General features: G+C 53.9%; 16 protein-coding genes and 1 pseudogene. 7 read left to right on the top strand and 10 right to left on the bottom strand.

Translation table 11 applies throughout. The features are described 5' to 3' along the window. The first annotated feature begins 84 nt into the window (after nt 1–84). The gene (locus tag ACVWZ0_RS10675) at nt 85–1,407 is read left to right on the top strand and encodes a D-serine ammonia-lyase (RefSeq protein WP_253454315.1); all 1,323 of its coding nucleotides are present in this window, start codon (nt 85–87) and stop codon (nt 1,405–1,407) included. On the opposite strand, the gene ACVWZ0_RS10670 is transcribed toward ACVWZ0_RS10675, so the two are convergent. Next, nucleotides 1,394–3,460: an FUSC family protein gene (locus tag ACVWZ0_RS10670; RefSeq protein ID WP_253454316.1), complete on the bottom strand. Its 2,067-nt coding sequence runs from the start codon at nt 3,458–3,460 to the stop codon at nt 1,394–1,396. The two genes, ACVWZ0_RS10675 and ACVWZ0_RS10670, sit on opposite strands and share 14 nt — an antisense overlap. Before the next feature lie 350 nt (nt 3,461–3,810). Here ACVWZ0_RS10670 and ACVWZ0_RS10665 point away from each other — a divergent pair, with 350 nt between their 5' ends. The 3 genes from ACVWZ0_RS10665 (at nt 3,811) to ACVWZ0_RS10655 (ending at nt 6,142) form a co-directional block, all read left to right on the top strand. After that, nucleotides 3,811–4,665: an AraC family transcriptional regulator gene (locus tag ACVWZ0_RS10665; RefSeq protein WP_125290060.1), complete on the top strand. Its 855-nt coding sequence runs from the start codon at nt 3,811–3,813 to the stop codon at nt 4,663–4,665. 33 nt (nt 4,666–4,698) lie between these two features. Beyond that, nucleotides 4,699–5,106, top strand: a complete 408-nt coding sequence (locus ACVWZ0_RS10660; RefSeq protein ID WP_125290061.1) for a DUF2000 family protein — start codon at nt 4,699–4,701, stop codon at nt 5,104–5,106. 631 nt (nt 5,107–5,737) lie between these two features. Then, the gene (locus tag ACVWZ0_RS10655) at nt 5,738–6,142 is read left to right on the top strand and encodes a (R)-mandelonitrile lyase (RefSeq protein WP_253454317.1); all 405 of its coding nucleotides are present in this window, start codon (nt 5,738–5,740) and stop codon (nt 6,140–6,142) included. Nucleotides 6,143–6,169: 27 nt separating this feature from the next. On the opposite strand, the gene ACVWZ0_RS10650 is transcribed toward ACVWZ0_RS10655, so the two are convergent. Together ACVWZ0_RS10650 and ACVWZ0_RS10645 are read right to left on the bottom strand one after the other, a co-directional pair. Beyond that, on the bottom strand, nt 6,170–7,057 hold the full coding sequence (locus ACVWZ0_RS10650) for a glycosyltransferase family 17 protein (protein WP_253454318.1): 888 nt from the start codon (nt 7,055–7,057) through the stop codon (nt 6,170–6,172). 147 nt (nt 7,058–7,204) lie between these two features. Beyond that, complete coding sequence (locus ACVWZ0_RS10645; RefSeq protein WP_253454319.1) at nt 7,205–7,669, bottom strand: hypothetical protein; 465 nt, start codon at nt 7,667–7,669, stop codon at nt 7,205–7,207. 589 nt (nt 7,670–8,258) lie between these two features. Between ACVWZ0_RS10645 and ACVWZ0_RS10640 the strand changes: the two genes are divergently transcribed. Continuing rightward, nucleotides 8,259–9,650, top strand: coding sequence for a diaminobutyrate--2-oxoglutarate transaminase (locus ACVWZ0_RS10640; RefSeq protein WP_253454320.1), 1,392 nt, complete (start codon nt 8,259–8,261; stop codon nt 9,648–9,650). Between the two features lie 5 nt (nt 9,651–9,655). Beyond that, complete coding sequence (locus ACVWZ0_RS10635; RefSeq protein ID WP_253454321.1) at nt 9,656–11,113, top strand: pyridoxal phosphate-dependent decarboxylase family protein; 1,458 nt, start codon at nt 9,656–9,658, stop codon at nt 11,111–11,113. A gap of 64 nt (nt 11,114–11,177) precedes the next feature. Here ACVWZ0_RS10635 and ACVWZ0_RS10630 read toward each other — a convergent pair whose 3' ends face one another. The 5 genes from ACVWZ0_RS10630 to eptB form a co-directional block, all read right to left on the bottom strand. Next, a complete protein-coding gene (locus ACVWZ0_RS10630) occupies nt 11,178–11,549 on the bottom strand; it encodes a hypothetical protein (RefSeq protein WP_253454322.1) in 372 nt (123 codons plus the stop codon). A 190-nt stretch (nt 11,550–11,739) separates the two neighbouring features. After that, a complete protein-coding gene (locus ACVWZ0_RS10625; RefSeq protein WP_253454323.1) occupies nt 11,740–12,831 on the bottom strand; it encodes a glycoside hydrolase family 19 protein in 1,092 nt (363 codons plus the stop codon). A gap of 213 nt (nt 12,832–13,044) precedes the next feature. Further along, on the bottom strand, nt 13,045–13,740 hold the full coding sequence (locus ACVWZ0_RS10620) for a hypothetical protein (RefSeq protein ID WP_253454324.1): 696 nt from the start codon (nt 13,738–13,740) through the stop codon (nt 13,045–13,047). A gap of 756 nt (nt 13,741–14,496) precedes the next feature. Beyond that, the gene (fabV, locus tag ACVWZ0_RS10615; RefSeq protein ID WP_253454325.1) at nt 14,497–15,693 is read right to left on the bottom strand and encodes an enoyl-ACP reductase FabV; all 1,197 of its coding nucleotides are present in this window, start codon (nt 15,691–15,693) and stop codon (nt 14,497–14,499) included. A gap of 363 nt (nt 15,694–16,056) precedes the next feature. Continuing rightward, nucleotides 16,057–17,712, bottom strand: coding sequence for a kdo(2)-lipid A phosphoethanolamine 7''-transferase (gene eptB, locus ACVWZ0_RS10610; protein WP_253454326.1), 1,656 nt, complete (start codon nt 17,710–17,712; stop codon nt 16,057–16,059). Between the two features lie 489 nt (nt 17,713–18,201). Here eptB and ACVWZ0_RS10605 point away from each other — a divergent pair. Continuing rightward, a pseudogene (locus ACVWZ0_RS10605) lies at nt 18,202–19,477 on the top strand (Glu/Leu/Phe/Val family dehydrogenase). Nucleotides 19,478–19,524: 47 nt separating this feature from the next. Here ACVWZ0_RS10605 and ACVWZ0_RS10600 read toward each other — a convergent pair. Both ACVWZ0_RS10600 and ACVWZ0_RS10595 read right to left on the bottom strand, forming a co-directional pair. Continuing rightward, a complete protein-coding gene (locus ACVWZ0_RS10600) occupies nt 19,525–20,817 on the bottom strand; it encodes a glycoside hydrolase family 10 protein (protein ID WP_253454328.1) in 1,293 nt (430 codons plus the stop codon). 161 nt (nt 20,818–20,978) lie between these two features. After that, nucleotides 20,979–21,392, bottom strand: a complete 414-nt coding sequence (locus tag ACVWZ0_RS10595) for a hypothetical protein (protein ID WP_253454329.1) — start codon at nt 21,390–21,392, stop codon at nt 20,979–20,981. Nucleotides 21,393–21,438: the final 46 nt, after the last annotated feature.

Raw genomic sequence — 21,438 nt, 5'->3', positions numbered from 1 at the left:
AGAAAGCTACACTCACCGACACCCTGCGCGTCGGTGAGTCCGGCCTGTCGCGCGCCCTCTTTTTTTGCCGAGCGACAAGCCGCCATGTCAGATAGCCTTCTGCAACACCCCGTTGTCCGCCAGCTGCAGACGCTGGAAGCCACCACCTGGTTTAATCCCCATCTTGCCCGCGTGGAAGAAGGCCTGAAGCAGGTCGGCCTGAGCAGGCAGGATGCGCAAGAGGCCGAAGCCAGGCTCCAGCGCTTTGCGCCGCTTTTAGCGCAGGCCTTTCCGGAAACCGCTACGGCGGGCGGCATTATCGAATCGCCGGTCATCGCTATCCCCGCCATGCAGCAATGGCTGGCGGCCGAAAACGGCGCTATCCCTGGCGCACTGTGGCTGAAAAAAGACAGCCACCTGCCCGTTTCCGGCTCTATTAAGGCACGCGGCGGTATTTATGAAGTGCTTGCCCACGCGGAACGGCTGGCGATAACCGCAGGCCTGCTGACGACCGAGGCGGATTACCGCATCCTGCTGTCGCCGCGCCTGCGGGCATTCTTCAGCCAGCAGCGTATTGCCGTAGGCTCAACCGGCAACCTCGGCCTTTCTATCGGCATTATCAGCGCCGCGCTGGGTTTTGACGTCACGGTGCATATGTCTGCCGACGCCCGCGCGTGGAAAAAAGAGAAGTTGCGCTCGCACGGCGTAAAAGTGGTGGAATACGCGGAAGACTACGGCGTGGCCGTGGCGCAGGGACGTCGCGAGGCGGAACAGGATCCGCACTGTTTTTTTATCGATGATGAAAATTCCCGCACGCTGTTTCTGGGCTACGCCGTGGCGGGGTTGCGCCTGCGCGCGCAGCTTGAGGCAGCAGGCAGAACGGTGGATGCCGCGCACCCGCTGTTTGTTTATCTGCCCTGCGGCGTGGGCGGCGGGCCGGGCGGCGTGGCCTTTGGCCTGAAGCTTGCCTTTGGCGATGACGTGCACTGCTTCTTTGCCGAACCGACGCATTCGCCCTGCATGCTGCTGGGGATGAGCACCGGGCTGCACGAGGCCGTCGCCGTCGCGGATATCGGGCTTGATAATAAAACGGCGGCGGATGGCCTGGCGGTCGGCCGTCCTTCTGGTTTTGTCGGCCGGGCGATGGCGCAGCTGATCGACGGCTGCTATACGCTCAGCGATAAGAGGATGTACCAGCTGCTGGCCGCGCTGGCCGCCACGGAAAATCTACGCCTTGAACCTTCCGCGCTGGCCGGAATGGCCGGGCCGCAACGCCTGAGCGCCCACTATCTGGCACAGCATCGCCTTAATGCAGAGACGATGGCCCGCGCCACGCATCTGGTCTGGGCCACGGGCGGCGGCATGGTGCCGGAAGAAGAGATGCAGACTTATCTGGCGGCGGGCCAACGCGCGCTCAGCGCCGGATAGTTTTCAATAAGGCGATATCGGGCCAGCGCTGACCCGGAAAAAGCGACAGGCGAACGTTAAACAGATAAAACAGCGGCGCAAACACGGCCTCGTCTTTGCCCGCCAACGCTTCCAGCTTCAGCAACAGCAGATCCAGCTCCTCCAGCAAATGCTGATGCGGCTGCGTCTGTAACGATTTCATGCGCCGCTTTAAAAACAGCGCCAGCTCGTGAAACATCTGGCCGCTGTCAATGCGATAGCTTTCCAGCAGCTCGCGATGGCGGGCATAGTAGTCATAGCAGTTAGCGCCCAGCCAGGCTTCCGTCAGCAGATTGCCGCCAGAAACCAGATCGGGATGCGGATCCAGACGCATACGCGGCAGGATAATATTGACCCGATCCAGCATCCGCACCACAAAGTGCTGCCGCGCCAGCAGCGAAGATCCGTTGCGCTCAATCTCTTTCACCAGCCGCAGCAAATCGCTCAGCCCTTTGCGCAGCGTGCGTTTGGCGGTCCATGAAGGCCGCTTGTTGCGGATCAGCGCCGTAATGGTCACCGCCACGATAATGCCGACCATCGAGGAGATGGCCGTATTGATCAGGCCGGTGAGATTTGGCGTGAAGTGGTGAGTCATGCCTAAAAACGCCGGGATCTGCGTCGCCACGCTGATGCCGATCAGATTGGTCGAGGGACGGGCAATAACCAGCCCCAGCAGCAGCAGCCCTGGCGTCAGGATCAGCAGCAGCGCCTCGAAGGTGGTTGCCTGCGGGATCAAAAAGGCCACGTAGAACAGGCTGATCGCCAGCGCGATAAACACGCCTTTGATAAACCTTTTCATCGGCACCAGCGGCGTATCCATGCTGGCGAAGAACGACGCCACAATCGCCGCCATCATCGGCGCCGTCGCGCCGTCGGCCCAGCCGCTGCCGATCCAGAACAGGCTGGAAATAAAGGTCGCCAGAAAAGCCGTGGCGGCCGAAAGCAGCAGCAGGCCGTTATCAATATGGCGCTCCGCTCGCGTCTCCTTCGCCAGGCTGGTGTCGCCGGAGAGATCGCTGACCAGCACGCTGACGCTCTGATAGGCGCCTGCGATGCGTACAAAATCCGCCAGCCGTTCCAGCAGGCCCATCAGCAAAATGCTCTCCTCCGTGGCGAGCGCCCCGCTCCGCCACTGCTGTTTCAGCGCCGTCTGGGTCGCGGCAAGCTGCTGCTGCATTTGCGCCGTCTCTGCAATCTCGCCACGATTAAGCCAGCCGACAAAATCGGCAAAGACGTCCGTGACCTCCTGCGGAAAGCGGATTTGCTGTTCGGCCAGAATGCTCAGCCGCGCTTCGATAGCGGTCAGCGTAGGGATCAGGTACGACAGGTGCTGGTACTGCACGCTGACCAGCCGGATTAGTTTGCGTGCCGCATCGCCTTCATAAACGCAATGCACAATCAGCGTTTCCACGTTGGTCGGATAGTTTGCCATCTGGATCAGAATATCCTCCCGCTCCAGCGACTTATCTTTTGGCCTGACCGTAATCAGCTCGTGGCACAGCTTCTGCGCGTTCAGATACCAGACGCTGACGCTCTGCTCCAGCAGGCTGCGCATGGAAACCGGAAGGATCAGCTGGTGCACCAGGCTGCTACAGATAATCGCCAGCGTAATCTCCTCAATGCGCGAAATAACGATATCGCTGATGGAGAGCGGCGACACCACGCCGGGAAATCCCATAATGGCGGCGCTGTAGCCTGCCAGCATAAAGATATAGCTTTTTGGCGTGCGGTCGTGCAGCGAGAGATAGAGGCAGACGGCGACCCACAGCGAGACGCACAGGCTGAACAGCAGCGGATACTGCACGGTTTCCGGGTAAATCAGGAAAATAAACAGCCCGCCCAGCAGCGTGCCCAACAGGCGAAAGATCGACTTGGAGATGGTGGCAGCGGAATAGAGCTGTGAAGCCACAAAGACCGTCGTTAACGACCAGGCTGGTTTTTCAAAATTAAGTTCAAGCGAAATATAAAGTGCCAGAAAGGCGGCCAGACAGGTTTTAGCGGAGAAGAGTACCGCGTTTTGGGTAAACCACTTCATGGAAATTATTGAACCGGATGCACATTGCGTGGATGCGTATCCTGCCAGAAGGCGGATGCCGCTGCCCGTCAATTAGTACTACAAATTATTAATGACTTAACTAAATGATTTAGCAGGTAAACCTGTTCAAAAACGGCTTAAATCACCTGAAAAAAACGGGAAAATGGCGAAATTTACGCCAGATCAATTATCGCCTTTTGTGCGGTTTTACTTTTTCTGCGGCCACCCGGCAACGGCTTCGATAAGGATTGCGTCTTATTGAGGCCACCTTGCGCCGCGGCTGGCGTGGATGCTAGTTTACTCGCCTGAATTATTTAGCCGCTGAGCGGTGTACAGGCGAAAAAGCATCCATGTCAAACTCTCTTACCGGCGACTGGCTGACTTTGCGCCGGGATAATGAAACCGGCATCGAAAGCGTTCACGCCCATTTTTGCGGGCACGCCTACGATCCGCACGATCATGACGAGATGCTGGTCGGCGTAACGCATATGGGCGTACAGCGTTTTAACTGTCACCGCAGGCTGCATACCAGCACGCCGGGACAGATTATGCTGATTGAGCCGGGCGCGGTACATGACGGCCACGCCCCAAATCCGGAAGGCTTTACCTACAGCATGCTTTATCTGCCGCAAAGCTGGCTGAATACTCAGCTCCAGCGGCGCGGCCTGGGCGAGATTTCCGCGCTGGAAGCGGCTTTTCGCTCAACCCTGATGCAGGACGATCGGCTCAACCTGACGATCCAGCAGGCTTTCAGCACTATTCATGGCGCCGAAGGCAGGCTCGCCCGCGATCAAAATCTCGATCGGCTGGTGGATCTTCTGTCGCGTCATCTGCACGGCCGCCCTTCTGCGGCGCAGGATCTGTGCGGCATGCTGCGCGTCAGGGATTTTCTGCATGAGTCAATGACCAGCGATATTGGACTGGACGATGTAGCGCTTGCCGTTGGCCTGGATCGTTTTCGCCTGACGCGCCAGTTTAAGCAGGCGTTCGGCCAGTCGCCGCACGCTTATCTGGTCAGGCTACGGCTGAAAACCGCACGCGCGCTGCTGGCGCAGGGATGCCACCCGGCGCAGGCGGCCGCGCAGGTGGGCTTCGCCGATCAAAGTCATCTTGGCCGCTGGTTCCGTCGCGCTTACCGCATTACGCCTGCGGCTTACCAGCAGCAGTGCACAAATGTTCTATACCGCCAGTCCTCTCTCCGCTGAAGATAAAAGCTGACTTACTCAGCGGAGAGCAGCATGTTTGACAGTAAAATCGCACTGATTGTGCGCGAGGATCTTGCCATCTGGCAGCGACTGAACGTAACGGCCTTTTTAGCCAGCGGTATCGCTTACGCCGCGCCGGAAATTCGGGGCGAACCTTATATAGACGCTAAAGGCCAGCGCTACGGTTGTATGGCCGGGCAGCCGATGCTGGTGTTTGCCGCCGATCTCGCCGGTTTACAGGCTGCGCATTGCAAAGGACTGGCGCGCGAGCTGACGCTGATCCCTTACGTCCAGGCGATGTTTTCGACCGGTCACGACGAGGCCAACCGACAAGCTTTTCAGGCAGAAGACCCGGACAATCTTAATTTAGTGGGGCTGGCGATTCGCGGCCCTAAGAAAGCGGTCGATAAAGCGATTAAAGGCCTTGCGATGCATAGCTAAACGGCGTTTCTTGTTGGGCGGCATGGCGCAGGCTGTTCCGCCCTTGCTGCCGCACTGTTTTAAGAAGAGCCTTTCTGCTTTGGCTTATTTTAAGCGAGGTACTGTTACCTTATAAGCCTCTCATAATAAAGGATTATATGGCATCCCAATTTACGTTTTACCCTACAGACTATAGTAATGACAAAACGCTATAGGCCAGATCGCTGTAACGTACTAAAAAAGCCTCTTAATGGTTCAGCTGATGGAACATTTCTTGCGCTGTAGCAGGTTATTCGCTGCGTAGCGCTGAACACTTTACCCACCGATTTTGATTATTCAGAGCATTTATTTATCCCACCCGTCAGCGTTTTTAAAAAATAATATTCAGGTTGGAAACCATAGTTACCTTTAACTTCTCGTGGCAAATAACTGCAAAAATCAGCATCTGGCTTTACGATAAAGATCAGGACAAGAATAAAGCCTTAATAATTAATTGATTATTTCTATTCATGAGCGCCACTCATTAGCTTATTCGGTTCAGTCAGCTTATTCTCGCCTTCGTTTTGCGCTACGCTTATCGTTAATCTCATTTCGTCCGCCCTCTTCGCTTGTTCTGCGGCGCAGTCGGCCTTTCATCTGCAAGGAAAAAATAATGACTGATATCTATCAATGCGGTTCTCAGGCTTCTTATGCAGGCCCTGAAGATTGGTTTACCGGCACCGTGCGCGTCGATCCGCTTTTTCCTGCCAACGAACCCGCACGCGCCAGCGGCGGCAGCGTCACCTTTGAACCAGGCGCCCGTACCGCCTGGCATACGCACCCGCTGGGCCAGACGCTGATCGTAACCGCAGGCTTTGGCTATGTGCAGACCTGGGGCGAACCGGCGCGTGAAATCCGTCCCGGCGACGTGGTATGGATCCCACCGTTTGAGAAGCACTGGCATGGCGCCAGCGCCAAAACCGCGCTGACCCATATCGCGATCCAGGAAGCGCAGGATGGCAAAGTTGTGGAGTGGCTCGAAAAAGTCACCGATGAGCAATATGGCGGCGAAGCATAGGCAGAGCGCCGGTGGTCACGGAGCGCGCTACTCTTTCAAAAACGCCTGAAAGCGCGCTTTGTTAGCCACCAGCCAGCCCGGCAAATGCTCGTTATCGACCGGCACTATCTTCATTTTGCGCGGGCGGTTCCAGATGTCGATATTGTTCTCGACGCAGCGGCGAATATGGTCGGGATTATTAAATTCCGGCCGATCGTGCTCAATATGAGAAATAGTCGACATCTTTTCGCTGATGCGTTCATCCGTCATCACCCAGGAGAAATGCCAGCCACCCCGCTGAACGATTTTGGTGCGAAATTTCAGCAGGTTCCAGCGTAGCCAGCTGTCCCTAATCGGCGTACCTTTACGCTTCACGTTGCGCAGCAGCTCGGGCTGGCCGTGAAAAAAGCCTTTCAGGTTTTTATAGGTCACCATTTTAGGCAGCTTGCACAGGCGCGGCGTCCCGTCTTCGTTCATGACCTGCAAATTAAATTTAAAATTATAGAAATGCTGATAGAGCGTGGTGCAAAGGTGCCTGTGGCTGAACTGCGCCAGCGCCTGAGGATGGGGGATCTCATCCACATCGGATATGATAATGATATCGTCATCCCGCGCGTCCGTCAGGCCTTGCATAATTGCGTTACGCGCATGGCTTTCGTTTTGCCAGGGATCGGTCTCCCCTGCGTTGACCAGAGAACTGTTGGAATAAAAAGCCTGCTGATAAATAACCGGCACGCGATCGTTAACAACATAAATAATTTGATCCCTGAAGGCCGCAAATTTTTCGATATCAAAATGCAGACGTTCACGTTTCTTGCCCGTAAACGTATAAAGCGACTCAACGACGACAAACTTATCTACGTGTTTATGGAGCGTATTAAGCCGGATTTCCAGCAGCATATCTTCGTCATAGTATAAAAAGCAGTCGTAAATCACGGTAATAATGCCTGTATCGTAAAAAGCAGTGCCACAAATTAACAGAAATTGACACGGCGCTACAGCATTTTGTCAGATTTGCGTAATTACCTGTAAGCAGATGTACGACAGTCTCCTTCCACAATCCGGCCGTCACGGCCCCGTTCGTCAGTCCATCGTTTTCGAGTGCCAGCCGCCTGCCAGCAGAAACGATACGCTGTCGTCAGAAGCGATGGCCGATCCCGTATAAAGTCCCAGCAGCTGCTGTTTTTCGGCGTCATAAAACAAAATTCCGGTCAGCGCCAGGCTGGCGGCCAGGTAAAAATGGGCCGTATCCCGGAACAGCAAGGCATAGTCCGCGCTGCTGAGCGTGCCGGTGCTGGCAAGCTGCAAGGGGAAAATAGCCGGAGCGGCCTTGCCGGTGCAGGTGTTGCTATAGCCTTCAATAATCTGACAGTGAATAAGATGCTCTTCACCCTGCCCTGAAAGCGTGACTTCGGCATTGACCTCCTGAGGCGGCTCGGTAACTAAAATTGCGTTAACGCTGCTCTCCATATCCTCCGGCAGATGCGGAAAATGTTTGCGGAAAAGGGTAAGGATCTCCTCAGCGTTGATATTTAACAGATTGCTCATTTCCGCACTCCCGTTTCAAATTGTAAGCCCGCGTTATTTAATTTGAGTACAGCCTATGATTTAGCTCAGAGCGAGAAAATTGTTTCATTATCGCGCAGGCTTTGCTTGCTCTATAATTAAAAACAGCAGGTTAAGCCGTCTGCTTCTATTTTGTTTAAGACTTTCCTCAGGGCATTTATAAACGAAGCGGCGCGTTACGGCCGCTGCGCTTAATAAGCCCAGGGGTAAGCGGGTTTTATTGCCGCTGCGCTTATTAAGCACGCGGGTAAATGTCAGCTCGTTGGCCGTTAAAGCGGTTTTTGCCCCGGTAGAGCAACGCCTTGCTCGCCTTTTGCGCGCCACAAAGCGTTCAAAAAGGCCTTTTTTGTGCTTTGTTGTAGAGATGTTAATAAAGCATCGGGCTGATAATGGGTCAGAAAACCAACAACATATTGATTACTATAGGAAAAACTTAAAGTAATCTTAACAAAATTAATGATTGAGTCGGGGGCTGAAAAGTCCTATATTGGCCGCGCTTTTTTACAGCGCTCACACTTTTAATTTATTTTTCAACTACGGCGTTATTTATAACCCTGGTTGTAGGAGAGATATGATGACGGATAAAGTCCGTATTGATAATTTTGGTGCGAATTCATCAGGAAACAATGAAGCGTTTTTAGCCCGTCAGGCTGAATATGAATCGAACGTGCGGAGCTATCCGCGCAAGCTGCCGTTCGCCATTGCTAAAGCACAGGGAGTCTGGATTACAGATGTTGAGAATAATCAATATCTTGATTGTCTTGCCGGTGCAGGTACGCTGGCGCTTGGCCACAACCATCCTGATATGCTGCAGAGCATCCAAAATGTCATTACCAGTGGCTTGCCGTTACATACGCTCGATTTGACGACGCCGTTGAAAGATGAATTTTCTGCCTACCTGCTCTCTTTACTGCCGGGCCAGGGCAAAGAATACTGCCTGCAGTTTACCGGCCCTTCCGGCGCTGACGCCGTTGAAGCCGCGCTGAAGCTGGCGAAAAAATACACCGGCCGTACCGGCGTGATCAGCTTCTCCGGCGGCTACCACGGCATGACCCACGGCGCGCTGGCGGTAACGGGCAACCTGTCACCGAAAGAAGCCGTTAACGGCATGATGCCGGAAGTGCAGTTTATGCCTTATCCGCATCTGTACCGCTGCCCGCTGGGTATCGGCGGCAAGGCGGGCGAGCAGGCGCTGGCTTACTACTTTGAAAACCTGATTAACGACGTGGAAAGCGGCGTGCGCAAACCTGCGGCGGTGATCCTGGAAGCGGTTCAGGGCGAAGGCGGCGTGAACCCGGCTCCGGTCGAGTGGCTGCAGCGCATCCGTAAAGTGACCCAGGAACACGGCATTCTGCTGATCCTGGACGAAGTGCAGGCTGGCTTCGCGCGTACCGGTAAGTTCTTCGCCTTCGAGCACGCGGGCATCGAGCCGGACATCATTGTCATGTCCAAAGCCGTAGGCGGCGGTCTGCCGCTGGCCGTGCTGGGCATCAAAAAGCAGTTCGACGCCTGGGCACCTGGCCACCACACCGGCACCTTCCGCGGCAACCAGCTGGCGATGGCAACCGGCCTGACCACCCTGCGTCACCTGAAAGACAACAATATCGCCGATAAAGTTGCCGAACAGGGCGAATGGCTGAAAGCGAAACTGGCAGAGATGCAGAAGCGCTATCCGGTCATCGGCCACGTGCGCGGCCTGGGCCTGATGCTGGGTATTGAGATCGTCAAGCCGAACGAGCCGCAGGATCATATGGGTTGCTACCCAGCCGACGGCGAGCTTTCCGCGCTGTTGCAGAAGAAATGCTTTGAAGCTGGCCTGATCCTGGAGCGCGGCGGCCGTCACGGCTGCGTGCTGCGCCTGCTGCCTTCGCTGCTGATCAGCAATGAAGAGCTGGGTATTTTCCTGGATAAATTTGAAGTCGCCCTGGTTGCTGCCGGCGTTAAACCTGTTTCTGCGGAGTGAAGTTGATGTCCCGGTCCAACCCTATTCTGGCAGCTTCGGCGCAGAGCACCGAAGCCTACCAGCAGGCTATTGCCCAGACCAGCCAGGCCGTCGTGCAGTGGCTGCAACAGCCTGAGATGTATCAGGGCAAAAGCGTAGCCGAGCTGCGTGAGCGTATCGCGCTGGATTTCACCACGGAGGGCCTGGGCAACCAGGCCGCCATTGAGCGTGCGATCGAGTACTTCCTGAAAGACAGTCTGTCTGTGCATCATCCGCAGTGCGTGGCGCACCTGCACTGCCCTAGCCTGGTAATTAGCCAGGCGGCGGAAGTGCTGATCAACGCCACCAACCAGAGCATGGACTCCTGGGATCAAAGCCCTTCAGCCACCATCATTGAGATGAAGCTGATTGAATGGCTGCGCGCTCAGGTCGGCTATCAGGCCGGCGACGCGGGCGTCTTTACCAGCGGCGGCACCCAGAGCAATCTGATGGGGCTGATGCTGGCGCGCGATGCGTTCTTTGCGCGTCAGGGCCACTCTGTCCAGCAGGATGGTCTGCCGGGCGATCTCAGCAAGATCAAAGTGTTCTGCTCTGAAAACGCCCACTTCTCCGTGCAGAAGAATATGGCGCTGATGGGTCTGGGCTACCGCTCCGTGACGCTGGTGAAAACCGATCGCTTTGCGCGTATGGATACGGCGGATTTGGCTGACAAACTGGCGCTGGCAAAAGCCAACGGCGAAAAGGTGCTGGCTATCGTCGCAACGGCGGGCACTACCGACGCGGGCGCTATCGATCCTTTGCGTGAAATCGCGCAGATCGCAGCAGAAAACGAGACCTGGCTGCACGTTGATGCGGCATGGGGCGGCGCGCTGCTGCTTTCTGATAAGTATCGTCATTATCTGGACGGCATTGAGCTGGTGGATTCCATCACCCTGGACTTCCACAAGCAGTTCTTCCAGACCATCAGCTGCGGCGCGTTTCTGCTGAAAGAAGCGCGTCACTACGAGCTGATGCGTTACCAGGCGGCCTACCTGAACTCTGAGTTCGATGAAGCTCAGGGCGTGCCGAACCTGGTTTCCAAATCCCTGCAAACCACGCGCCGTTTCGACGCGCTGAAAATGTGGATGGGTCTGGAAGCGCTGGGCCAGAAGCAGTATGCCGAAATCATCGATCACGGTGTAACGCTGGCGCAGCAGGTTGCGGCCTGGGTTGCCGAACAGCCTGCGCTGGAGCTGGTGATGGAGCCACAGCTGGCAAGCGTGCTGTTCCGCTTCCGTCCGCAACAGGGCGACGATGCGGCAATCGCCCTGCTTAACCAGAAGATCGGCGATGCGCTGCTGGATTCCGGGCGCGCCAACGTAGGCGTGACCGAACACAACGGCGTAACCTGCCTGAAGATGACGCTGCTGAACCCAACCGTGACGCTGGAAGACATCAAGCTTCTGCTGGCGCTGGTAGAGCGCACGGCAGCTTCTCTCGCATAGTTATCCTGTACGGATCAAAGCCGGTAACGCCCGTTACCGGCTTTTTTATAGCTATCTGATCATGTTATTTACAAGCACTGACAGAAGAACTACTTGACGGCTCAGCTGTTACCATTGATAAAACGTTCGGGTCACCGGTACTTGTTAAGCAGTAGGAATGCTTTGTTTTTACTGCATAAAAGCAGGAAGATTTTGCACTGGAAATTGTAATTTGTTTTTTACTGGTATCATCTTTTATTACCGCGCTTAATATTTTTGTTTTTTCATTGTCTGGTGATTTTTTAAAGAGCACACCCGTATCACTTTTACCTGGCATAACCTCATGACAACCATTAGTTAAAGAAAGCGTTTCGGCAGCAAAGGCGGAATTATTGACGACCAGTAAGCTTATAAGCATAAGCAAACCAAAGCTATTTTTACCGTTAAATAATTTCATGATGCAATTCTCCAATAAGAAGACAGGGGTTCTGTGTCTGGCCGATAAAGCGGTTATTTCCGCATATCGGTATTCAGAATAAATAGCTAAAGGGTAAATAATAAAAGTACCAGCGTTTCAAACGCAGGCTAAATTTTTCACCTCCTGTTACAGTATGATTGATAAATCTGTTATTAAATCAGGGTCGTTCTCAGTCCGCATTAAGGATATTTAACAGCTTTTCGGTTAGTTCAAATCTTTTATCTTCGCCTGTCGCTTCCCAACCGTTTACCCGCCTCGTAATGCCGATCAAATCCCAGCGATCCGCCAGCGACAAACAGTCATTGTTTTTCAGATACCAGCAGGCTGAGTCTGCGGCGCCCTGCTGAGTGGAACAATATGTCGTGACGCTATCAAGCGTGATATTTTTTTCCTGCGCGAATTTTTGATACAGGTTTTTGCCTGTTAGTTGAATCAATCCGCGGCCACGATAACGATATCCCTCTCCGGAAGCTTCTGATCCATTTCCCATCCGGTTGGCGTAAACGCGGTTTGCCAGCTTTTCCGGCTGGTGGCAAAAGAGTTTTGCTTCCTGCTCGTTTTTAAAATGCTTGCCGTATATCAGCATAATATGTTGAGCGGAAGCGTAATCCAGATTTTCTTCCAGCTGACTGAGGTCGCATCCCGCCTCAACCATAAACTGCCCGATCGCCGCCGCCTTACGGCGACTGGTAGTAAAATCATACTCGGCAAAATATTGCACCAGGATGGGTGCCCAGAGTTGGACGTCGATACCGCTATTGAGTTGATGAAGTGCATGGCTTAACTTATCGATGTCTGCATTATCTTTAGCTTTTTTTGCAGGTATCTGCTCATTAGATAACGAGCCTGCGCTTCCTGTTGAGGGAGGAATTGCCGGATTGGTTTCGGCTTCTTTCCCGGCATTCACGGACGAGGACTGCCTGTCAGGAGCTACTTTATTTATCAGCAGGTTGAGGCTACCTTCGATAAAATCCACCCCTGCATAGCCTGCTGAAATGACAGCAAATAATTTATCTATCTGCAGCTGATGGATAAAGTCCTCAATACCGATGATCAATCCGCTCATACAACCTGCAATAAAACCAATCATTAATGTAACCAGAAGGTATGGGGCGTTAAAATGAAAATGTTCAAATTTATCTGCCTGAAAATCGCCAGCCTTGTTTAGCCCAACGACGGCCCTTATGCCCTGTCCGACCATGCCAGCCACGCCGCAAAGAACCAGGGCCGGGAGAACATTGATTGCAGTCAGTTCGTTCATAACGCCTCTTATTAGCCTGAATAATATCGATCTGGTAATTTTGCACTACAGGGAAATAATCTATTGGCAGGCGGAGCGGCAAACAGCCTCACGTTGAGGCTGTTTATTAAAAAAACCATCATTCAGTGTTCTTCCCAGTTGTCCGGGTGCCGGCATTGTATTGATGAAAATTAAGGAATATAAAACCACAAAAGATTTTATCGCCCGTCATTTTTAATGAGGACGTCGTTTAATGCTGCTGACAAAATTGCCGGAAGATGTATATTCAATATAAAAATCAGTATCGCCTTTTGTAGCATCGCAAACGCCGACGCTGGCCGCAGAAGATGAGGTGGTGAAATTCATTACCTGACCAGACTCATAACTACCCAGAGCCACATAAAAAGTCAGTACGGGCTGGCAATCAAGATAGCTGTTAGGCGTTAGCGTTGAAAAGTTAGAAAGCACCACGGTACCGTCACTTAACGAGACAGCGGAACCACCGTAATAAGTTTCCAGTGAAGAATCAAACTGAGGCACGACAATCCTGAAAGCCCCCGGCTGAACATTTTGACTGGCATCCGGTATGACCGGGAGTGACAGCCCCAGCGGTTGTGCGGTCATGGTGGCAACGCTGGCAGCAACCCCATCTGCTGGCGTTAAATCAATTTGTTGAATAGCCGAGTAGTATCCAGAAGGCTTACCTACTTCCGGCGTATTTTTAAAAGACTGCACGCCAGCATGATATTGTAATTCAAGCTGAAACTGATAGCTTGTGCCCTGAGATGAATAAGATGCTATTTGACAGTGCAGCAGACTATTAGAATAAATTTCCGCCCCGCCAGTGTATTTTGCCGGTTCCTGAAAAAAATAAAAGTCTCTGGGTGTACCGGAATTATTGATTAGGGTAATAGTAATGAGTTCAGACATAAATCCTCCGAAAATTATCATTGAGTTATCTGTTCTGGTCGAACAGAGATTAACGTTCCTTCCATTAATTTAAATGAAAGTAAAATCGTTATAAACGCTTATTTACTTCGCAAAATCACGTCCAGAAAAATAAAATTTTCTGATCGGGTTCAGGCTCATCTGAAAAGCGCAGAAGAAAATAACCGCTTATTAAATTATTTTCCTCCTGCCATGACACATTACCCACCACGGTTAAATTTTGTACACGTAGCTTTTTCGATCCTGACGATCGATTCTGCTCATTATTTAGCCAGTGAGCATAATTTAACCAAAAATCTCGCCGATTATTTGCAATAAGACGCTGATCTTCCGGGATCTTTCATTAGTTATTTTTAAGTTTTGGTGGTTACTTGCCGCTTCGCTGCTAATTTTTCTGCGAAAAAATGTTTTTTTATTTCTGCCGAATTATCGTGTTCGGCAAGATCACCTATGTTTATTGCCTTATAAATTAGTAAGTTATGATGGATGATTTTTTCAGAGGATTAAATACATATTATTTACAGGGGGTTGATGATTTTTTAATAGCAAAAGTGATAAGACGAACGTGTTAATTACCAGCGTAATTAATGCATTTTATTCACTACATTGAGGTGGGCGGTGAAACAATACGTGAGACAGAAGCCGTAAACAGTACGGGATAAAGGCCTGGCGAAGCTGAGTCTGTTTTTTGAAAAAGCGATAAACAAGAAAAAGGCGTCCCGCAGGACGCCTTTACGCTTACATCTGCACCAGATTTTTGATTTTCACATCCGGGTTGACGTCGGCGTCGTAATCCACGCCGTCCAGGCCAAAGCCGAACAGGTGCATAAACTCTGTTTTGTAGCCAACGAAGTCGGTCAGCTCGTTCAGATTTTCGTTAGTGACGGTCGGCCACAGCTTCACCACTTCATCCTGCACTTCTGGCTGCAGCTCTTTGTAGTCGGCACGCAGGCGGCCAACATCGTCAAGAATTGGTGAGGCGTTATACAGGCTGTCTTTGAACAGGCCGTAAACCTGCTCGATGCAGCCTTCGTGAGTGCCCTTTTCCTTCATCACTTTAAACAGCAGCGACAGGTAAAGCGGCATCACCGGAATAGCAGAGCTGGCCTGGGTAACCACGGCTTTCAGTACGGAAACACGCGCGTCGCCGCCCTTTTCCGCCAGCGTGTCGCGAATAGTCAGGACGCGCTTGTCCAGGTCTTTCTTGGCTTCGCCGATAGAACCGTTCCAGTAGATATCGTGGGTGATCTGCTCGCCAAGATAGGTAAAGGCGGTGGTTTTCGCGCCTTCAGCCAGCACGCCGGCCGCGTTCAGATCGTCAATCCACATCTGCCAGTCTTCGCCGCCCATCACCGCTACGGTGCCGTCGATCTCTTCCTGAGAAGCCGGTTCCAGCGTGATATCGGTAATGGTTTCTTTATCGGTGTTCAAGCCGCGCGTGTGCAGCGTTTTGCCAACCGGTTTCAGCGTAGAGTTAAAGACTTCGCCGGTTTTTGGATGGGTACGACGCGGCGCAGCCAGGCTGTATACCACCAGATCGACCTGACCCAGATCCTGTTTAATCAGCTCAATGGTCTTTTGCTTTACTTCGTCTGAGTAAGCGTCGCCGTTGATGCTTTTTGCATACAGGCCCTTCGCTTCCGCCAGCTCTTCAAAAGCCGCAGAGTTATACCAGCCAGCGGTAGCCGGTTTGTTTTCTTCGCCCGGACGCTCGAAGAACACGCCCAGCGTATCGGCTTCGCAGCCAAAGGCGGCAGAGATGCGGGCAGCAAGGCCGTACCCCGTAGAAGCGCCAATCACCAGCACCTTTTTAGGGCCGTTGGCAATTTTGCCCTGGCGGGTCACGTAATCAATTTGTTTTTCAACGTTAGCTTTGCAACCCGCCGGATGGGCGGTAACACAGATGAAGCCACGAATGCGTGGTTTAATAATCATGTCGACCTCAATAACCGTCTCAGTAAATATGGCCCGTAGAATACCTGCTTGTGGCGTTTCAGGCAAAGTTGACAGTAGCTTATCGTCTACAGACGCTTTTAACACGAGCGCTTTGCATATTATTTATTCAGTCTTTATACAACCGCTCGCGCCTGAGCGGGTGAAAAGCGGCAGCGGAATACGAAAACGCCGTGAACCCATCCGTGGCGGCTCGTTGCGCGCGTCCATGCGCGTTTGCTTTCCGCTCGCCCTTTGCCGTAATGAAGCGGTGGTATTGCTGCCAAAAACGGCAGTGCACCGCCAGGCCATTGCGTTTGTCATCAATCTTACGGCAGTCCTGAGTCTGCCTGTTAACAGTCTGACTCAGGGCACGTGACACCAGTTACGCAACTGATTAATACCGCCGTCCGGCGAGGTAAAGCCCGCGCAGCCTAACAGGCTGTCGTACAGCTTTTCGTGGAATACCGGCGTTTTATCCTGCGCCATTTTTTTCAGCTGATTAAAGGCCGCCGCGTGATCGGGGTGCTGTAAAAATTTGTCGGATGCCCAGACCATGATCGGCACGCTGCGCTGCGCCATCGGTGCCTGATTGCGCGGCGTGCCGTGGAAATGCATATTTTGCGAAATCGACTCGCCGTGATCGGAAGCATAAAACACAATAGCGTTACGATCGCGCAGCTGGTTAAAGACCTGCTCCAGCACGTAATCGGTATAAAGCAGGCTGTTATCGTAAGAGTTAACCATCTGCTGCGTGGTGCAGTCGTCGTCAATGCCCAGGCATTCCGGCTGATAGCGCGCAAAGCTACGCGGATAACGCTCGGTATAAAGATAGTGCGACCCTTTGGTATGCAGAATAACCAGGTGTTTGCCCTGCGGATGACGCTCGACAGAATCCTTCAGCTCGCTGACCAGCGCCATATCGTCGATAGGCTTGCCGACGTTGCGCTTTTCGGACTGAATGGTTTCCCGCAGCGCATAGTCGTCCGCCAGCGCTTTGTTATAAAACCAGGCCTCGCTCTGCATGGCGAACAGCTCGGAGGAGAAGCCCTGCTTTTTCAGCACGGAAAACACGTTCATCTCTTTCAATGTGCGCTCTGGCGCTTCCGACGCGCCGCCCTCGCGCACAAACATGCAGCGCAGCGAGAGTTTGGTTGAGGTGTCGCAGGAGTAACCCTGGAGCGCAGCCAGATTAGGCTCTTTATCCAGGTAAGGCGTATTGTCGCGCTGGTAACCGTAAACCCCCATATGATCGCGCCGCGCGCTTTCGCCAATCACAAACACGATATAGAGGCTGTCCGCATCTTTTGGCGGCTTATAGGTAAAGTGCGCGGCGGGATCGAACAGTTTACGACTGTCTTCTGCCTGGCTCCAGCTGCTGTAGGCCAGCAGCCCCATGCCCGACAGCCAGTTTGATGGCGAATAGGTGCCGGCGACCACGCCGCCGTAGCTGGCCATCATGCGGTTATGCTGGCGATCCAGATTATCCTGGTGCTCGCCCATCACCTTCAGCGGCAGCCAGCAGCAGAGGCCTGCGGCCAGCATGACGCCGATGCGCCGGGCGATAGCGCCACCGTTACGCCGCCGCAGGGCCGCTTCCGGCAGCGGCGCGAGCCACAGGATCAGCAGCGGCAGCAGGCTCACCAGGCCCAGCCAGACGCCAAAATCCCAGCCGACCGACTCCCTGGACAGATCGAAACTGTCGGTGGTCATCACCGCCGCGATAATGCCGTAGCCGATATCGACGTTGAAAAAGATCATGTAATAGCTGGCGGCCACGGAAAACACCACCAGCAGCGAAGTCAGAACACGGAACAGCAGCCGGCCGGCCAGCGAGGCCAGCAGCGTGGTAAACAGCACCAGCGCAAAAGCCGCGACCACCTCAATGGCGATCGACAGCAGGGCGTCGTAGTGAAGCTGATGAAAGCGGCGGAGAAAAATCGGCAGGTTTAATAAAATGCCCGTGTAAAAGGCGATAAAGCAGCAGACCCGATACTGCGTCAAAAAAAGCAATCTTTTCATCTGTCCCGTCATTGTTATGGCAGTGAATGGCATGACCAAAGCGGCTTTGGTATTGAAAACGTTATTATTCTAACGATACGGCGTAAGACAAGGTAAACGCAGGTGAGTTTACCGTTGGTACTGAAAAAGTGAGTGTTATAATGTAACAAAAGATGTGGCAGACGTTAACCTTTTCGTGCAGCGCGCGCGCCTGGCAGGCTTTCGGCAAAGTTTGAACCGGCTCAAAGTTCTGATAAATAAAGGCGTACCGAACTACATGCAGTGGATATGCATAATTATTCCCAAAGCCTGATACAAAGGCTGGCTACGGGTCAATGCGGTAATTAATTATTCGACTGCCCTCAGCCGATCCACCTTTCCGTGCTCTTATTAACATTAATTTAATGAATTAAAAACAACTCATTAATGTTAGATTATGCCGCGTTCAGGTCAGAAGCACTGGCTCCCTCATCATTTCGTAGCATTTATAACTGTCAGGAAAGCATTGTTATGGATAAGCTATCTTACGCGTCAGAAAGCCCCAACACCGCCTGGTCCACCTACCTGCAGCAGATCGATCGCGTCGCGCCCTACCTGGGCGAGCTGAGTCGCTGGGTCGATACGCTACGCCATCCTAAACGCGCGCTGATCGTGGATATTCCTCTTCAGATGGACGATGGCTCCATTCGTCACTTTGAAGGCTTTCGCGTGCAGCACAATCTGTCGCGCGGGCCGGGCAAGGGCGGCGTTCGCTATCATCCCAACGTCGACTTAAATGAGGTCATGGCGCTTTCCGCCTGGATGACCATCAAGTGCGCCGCGGTGAACCTGCCTTACGGCGGTGCCAAAGGCGGCATCCGCGTCGATCCCTTTAAGCTTTCCGAAGGCGAACTGGAGCGACTGACCCGTCGCTACACCAGCGAAATCGGCCTGGTGATCGGCCCGCAAAAGGATATTCCGGCGCCGGACGTGGGCACCAATGCCAAAGTGATGGCCTGGATGATGGATACCTATTCCATGAATCAGGGCACCACCATTACCGGCGTGGTGACCGGCAAGCCGGTGCATCTCGGCGGATCGCTGGGCCGTGAAAAAGCCACCGGTCGGGGCGTATTTGTTACCGGTCGTGAAGTCGCCCGTCGCCTGAATATCGAAACGGACGGCGCGCGCCTTGCCGTTCAGGGCTTCGGCAACGTCGGCAGCGAAGCGGCCCGTCTGTTTGTCGCCGCTGGCGCGCGGGTGGTGGCCGTTCAGGATCACTCCGCCACGCTTTACAATGCCGAAGGCATCGATCTGACCGCGCTGACCGACTGGCAGGCGACGCATAAAAATATCGCCGGGTTCAGCGGCGCGCAGACGATTGACGCGGAAGCGTTCTGGCAGCTGCCGATGGATATTCTGATCCCGGCGGCGCTGGAAGGACAAATCACCCGTGAGCGCGCGGAAAAAACTGAGCTGCAAGCTGATCCTGGAAGGCGCTAACGGCCCAACCTACCCGGACGCAGACGATATGCTGGCGTCGCGCGGCATTACCGTAGTGCCGGACGTTATCTGTAACGCGGGCGGCGTAACGGTCAGCTACTTCGAGTGGGTGCAGGATATGGCCAGCTTCTTCTGGAGCGAGAGCGAGATCAATGAGCGAATGGACAAAATTATGTCCGAAGCGATGATCCATATCTGGGACAAAGCGCGGGAAAAAGAGTGCAGCCTGCGTACCGCTGCCTATATCGTTGCCTGTGAGCGTATTTTGATGGCAAGGAAAGATCGCGGCATTTATCCGGGCTAGGCAGCCTGCAAAAACAGAACGCCGCCTCTTATGGGCGGCGTTTCTTTTTACTGCTTACCCCAGCGGCTGCGCAGGTAGTTCACCGCCTGCTGCGTTTGCGGCTCGTCAAGAAAAGCGTCGCGAAACAGAATGGTTCCGGCCACGCCGGGCTGCGTCTCGTTGAGCTCAATCTGCCTTTTCAGCTCGGCCACGCCCTGCTCTTCGCCCCACTGCGGCTCGGTAGCCGTAGGCTTGCCCACTTTATACAGCGCCACGCCGATATAGAGTTTGACGGGGCCGCTGCCGACCACGTCAGCCCACCATTTCGCCAGCGTGGGATAACGCACGATTTTCCGCTCGAACGGCCAGTAAAGCTGGGGCGCAATATAATCCAGCAGCCCTTCTTTAACCCACAGTCGGGTATCGGCAAAGGCCTGATCGTAAGCCTCGCCGCCGCGCGTATCGGAACCGCGCTCGTCTTTGTCCGCATTGCGCCAGACGCCTGCCGGACTGATGCCGAACGCCACCTCCGGCTTCAGGGACTTGATCGTCGCCGCCACCTCTTTAACCAGCAGCAGCGTATTGTTGCGCCGCCAGCTGGCCTTATCAGCAAAGCCTGCGCCGTATTGCTGCCAGCTGCGGCTGTCATCCAGCGGCGACGAGGGCGTTTCATAATAGAAATAGTCATCGAACTGCACGCCATCGATCGCATAGTTTTTTACCAGCTCGGCGACCACGCTGTTGATCCACTGGCGAACCTGCGGCAGTCCCGGATCCAGCACGTAGCGATCGCTGGCGACGCGCACCCAGTCGCGATGCAGCACGAAAACGCTGGCCGGTGACTGACGCAGCGTTTTTTGCAGCGCACTGACCGTGGCTGGCGAAGTGTTCATCGTGATCCGGTAAGGATTAAGCCACGCGTGTACCTTGAGGCCTCTTTTATGCGCCTCGGTGAGCAAAAACTGCAGCGGATCGTAACCGGGATGCTGGCCGATTGCCCCGGTCAGCTCGGCAGACCAGGGCAAAATCGCGGAGCGATAAAGCGCGGTGCCGTCAGGCTTCACCTGGAAAAAGACCGTATTGATGCCCAACGCCACATACTTATCCAGCCGCTGAACGAGCGCCTGCTGCTGTCGCGCGATGCGCAGTTCGGGATCGGCAAGCGTTAGAGAAGCAGGCGGCGGCCAGTCGAGGTGGTTCACCGTTGCCAGCCAGACGCCGCGCACAGGCTGAGGCTTTATTACGGGCGTGGGCGGCACATAAGGCGTGACCAGCGATTTGACCTCAGACTTATGGCTACAGCCTGCCATAAGCAGCACCAGCATCGCCCCAAGCCAGCCTGAACCCCTTTTTATTAACATCTTGCCTGCTCCCTGGTTATGGCGTCAGATATTTCTCCACCAGCGCTAAAGCAATGGTTTCCGTCTTTGCGTCGGCGTTGCCGCTGATATCGACCGGGCGGAAATGCATTGGAAAGCGCGGACAGTTATGCGGGTTTCCTCATCCGGAACGCCCGTTAGCGCTATTTTACTATAAGCGTGCGCGCCGCCTGATAATGCGTTTTAAAGGCTTCGTTTTCTTCGCTCAGGCGGATAGCCGCTTCAATCATCTCGTTCTGGTTCAGCGAGGTCGCGCCTTCGCTGGTGCGCCAGTGGATATAGAGCACGCAAAGCGCGGCAACCTGCAACATCTCGTTTTCCGCACTATCGCCGTCAAAGCCATATTCCTCGTCACACCAGCGGTAAACGTCGCTGACAAAAGGCATATCGCCCTGCTCGTCCAGCGGCGGCAGGCTGGCGAACAGCTCGATCATTTCGGGTGTGGCGACGTAGCTGCTGCGGCCGACCGCATCCAGCTGTTTGCCACGCGCGCGGGCGTTGTTGGCCTGTTTGGCTTTGAGTTTGGCGCGCTTGCTGCGCTTGTCCTGCTTGCTCACCGGTTTCTCCTGGCGAAAAAAAAGAGCGTCATCATAGCAGAGAACG

Source organism: Erwinia sp. TECH1, from assembly GCF_054057575.1.
This window is presented reverse-complemented; position numbering and strand designations above follow the sequence as displayed.

Coding starts and splice junctions, on each gene's coding strand:
- ACVWZ0_RS10645 (WP_253454319.1), bottom strand. CDS start 7,669: ATGAGCAATCTGTTAAATATCAACGCTGAGGAGATCCTTACCCTTTTC.
- ACVWZ0_RS10625 (WP_253454323.1), bottom strand. CDS start 12,831: ATGAACGAACTGACTGCAATCAATGTTCTCCCGGCCCTGGTTCTTTGC.
- ACVWZ0_RS10600 (WP_253454328.1), bottom strand. CDS start 20,817: ATGTTAATAAAAAGGGGTTCAGGCTGGCTTGGGGCGATGCTGGTGCTG.
- ACVWZ0_RS10635 (WP_253454321.1), top strand. CDS start 9,656: ATGTCCCGGTCCAACCCTATTCTGGCAGCTTCGGCGCAGAGCACCGAA.
- ACVWZ0_RS10660 (WP_125290061.1), top strand. CDS start 4,699: ATGTTTGACAGTAAAATCGCACTGATTGTGCGCGAGGATCTTGCCATC.
- ACVWZ0_RS10665 (WP_125290060.1), top strand. CDS start 3,811: ATGTCAAACTCTCTTACCGGCGACTGGCTGACTTTGCGCCGGGATAAT.
- ACVWZ0_RS10670 (WP_253454316.1), bottom strand. CDS start 3,460: ATGAAGTGGTTTACCCAAAACGCGGTACTCTTCTCCGCTAAAACCTGT.
- ACVWZ0_RS10655 (WP_253454317.1), top strand. CDS start 5,738: ATGACTGATATCTATCAATGCGGTTCTCAGGCTTCTTATGCAGGCCCT.
- ACVWZ0_RS10630 (WP_253454322.1), bottom strand. CDS start 11,549: ATGAAATTATTTAACGGTAAAAATAGCTTTGGTTTGCTTATGCTTATA.
- fabV (WP_253454325.1), bottom strand. CDS start 15,693: ATGATTATTAAACCACGCATTCGTGGCTTCATCTGTGTTACCGCCCAT.
- ACVWZ0_RS10640 (WP_253454320.1), top strand. CDS start 8,259: ATGATGACGGATAAAGTCCGTATTGATAATTTTGGTGCGAATTCATCA.
- eptB (WP_253454326.1), bottom strand. CDS start 17,712: ATGAAAAGATTGCTTTTTTTGACGCAGTATCGGGTCTGCTGCTTTATC.
- ACVWZ0_RS10620 (WP_253454324.1), bottom strand. CDS start 13,740: ATGTCTGAACTCATTACTATTACCCTAATCAATAATTCCGGTACACCC.
- ACVWZ0_RS10675 (WP_253454315.1), top strand. CDS start 85: ATGTCAGATAGCCTTCTGCAACACCCCGTTGTCCGCCAGCTGCAGACG.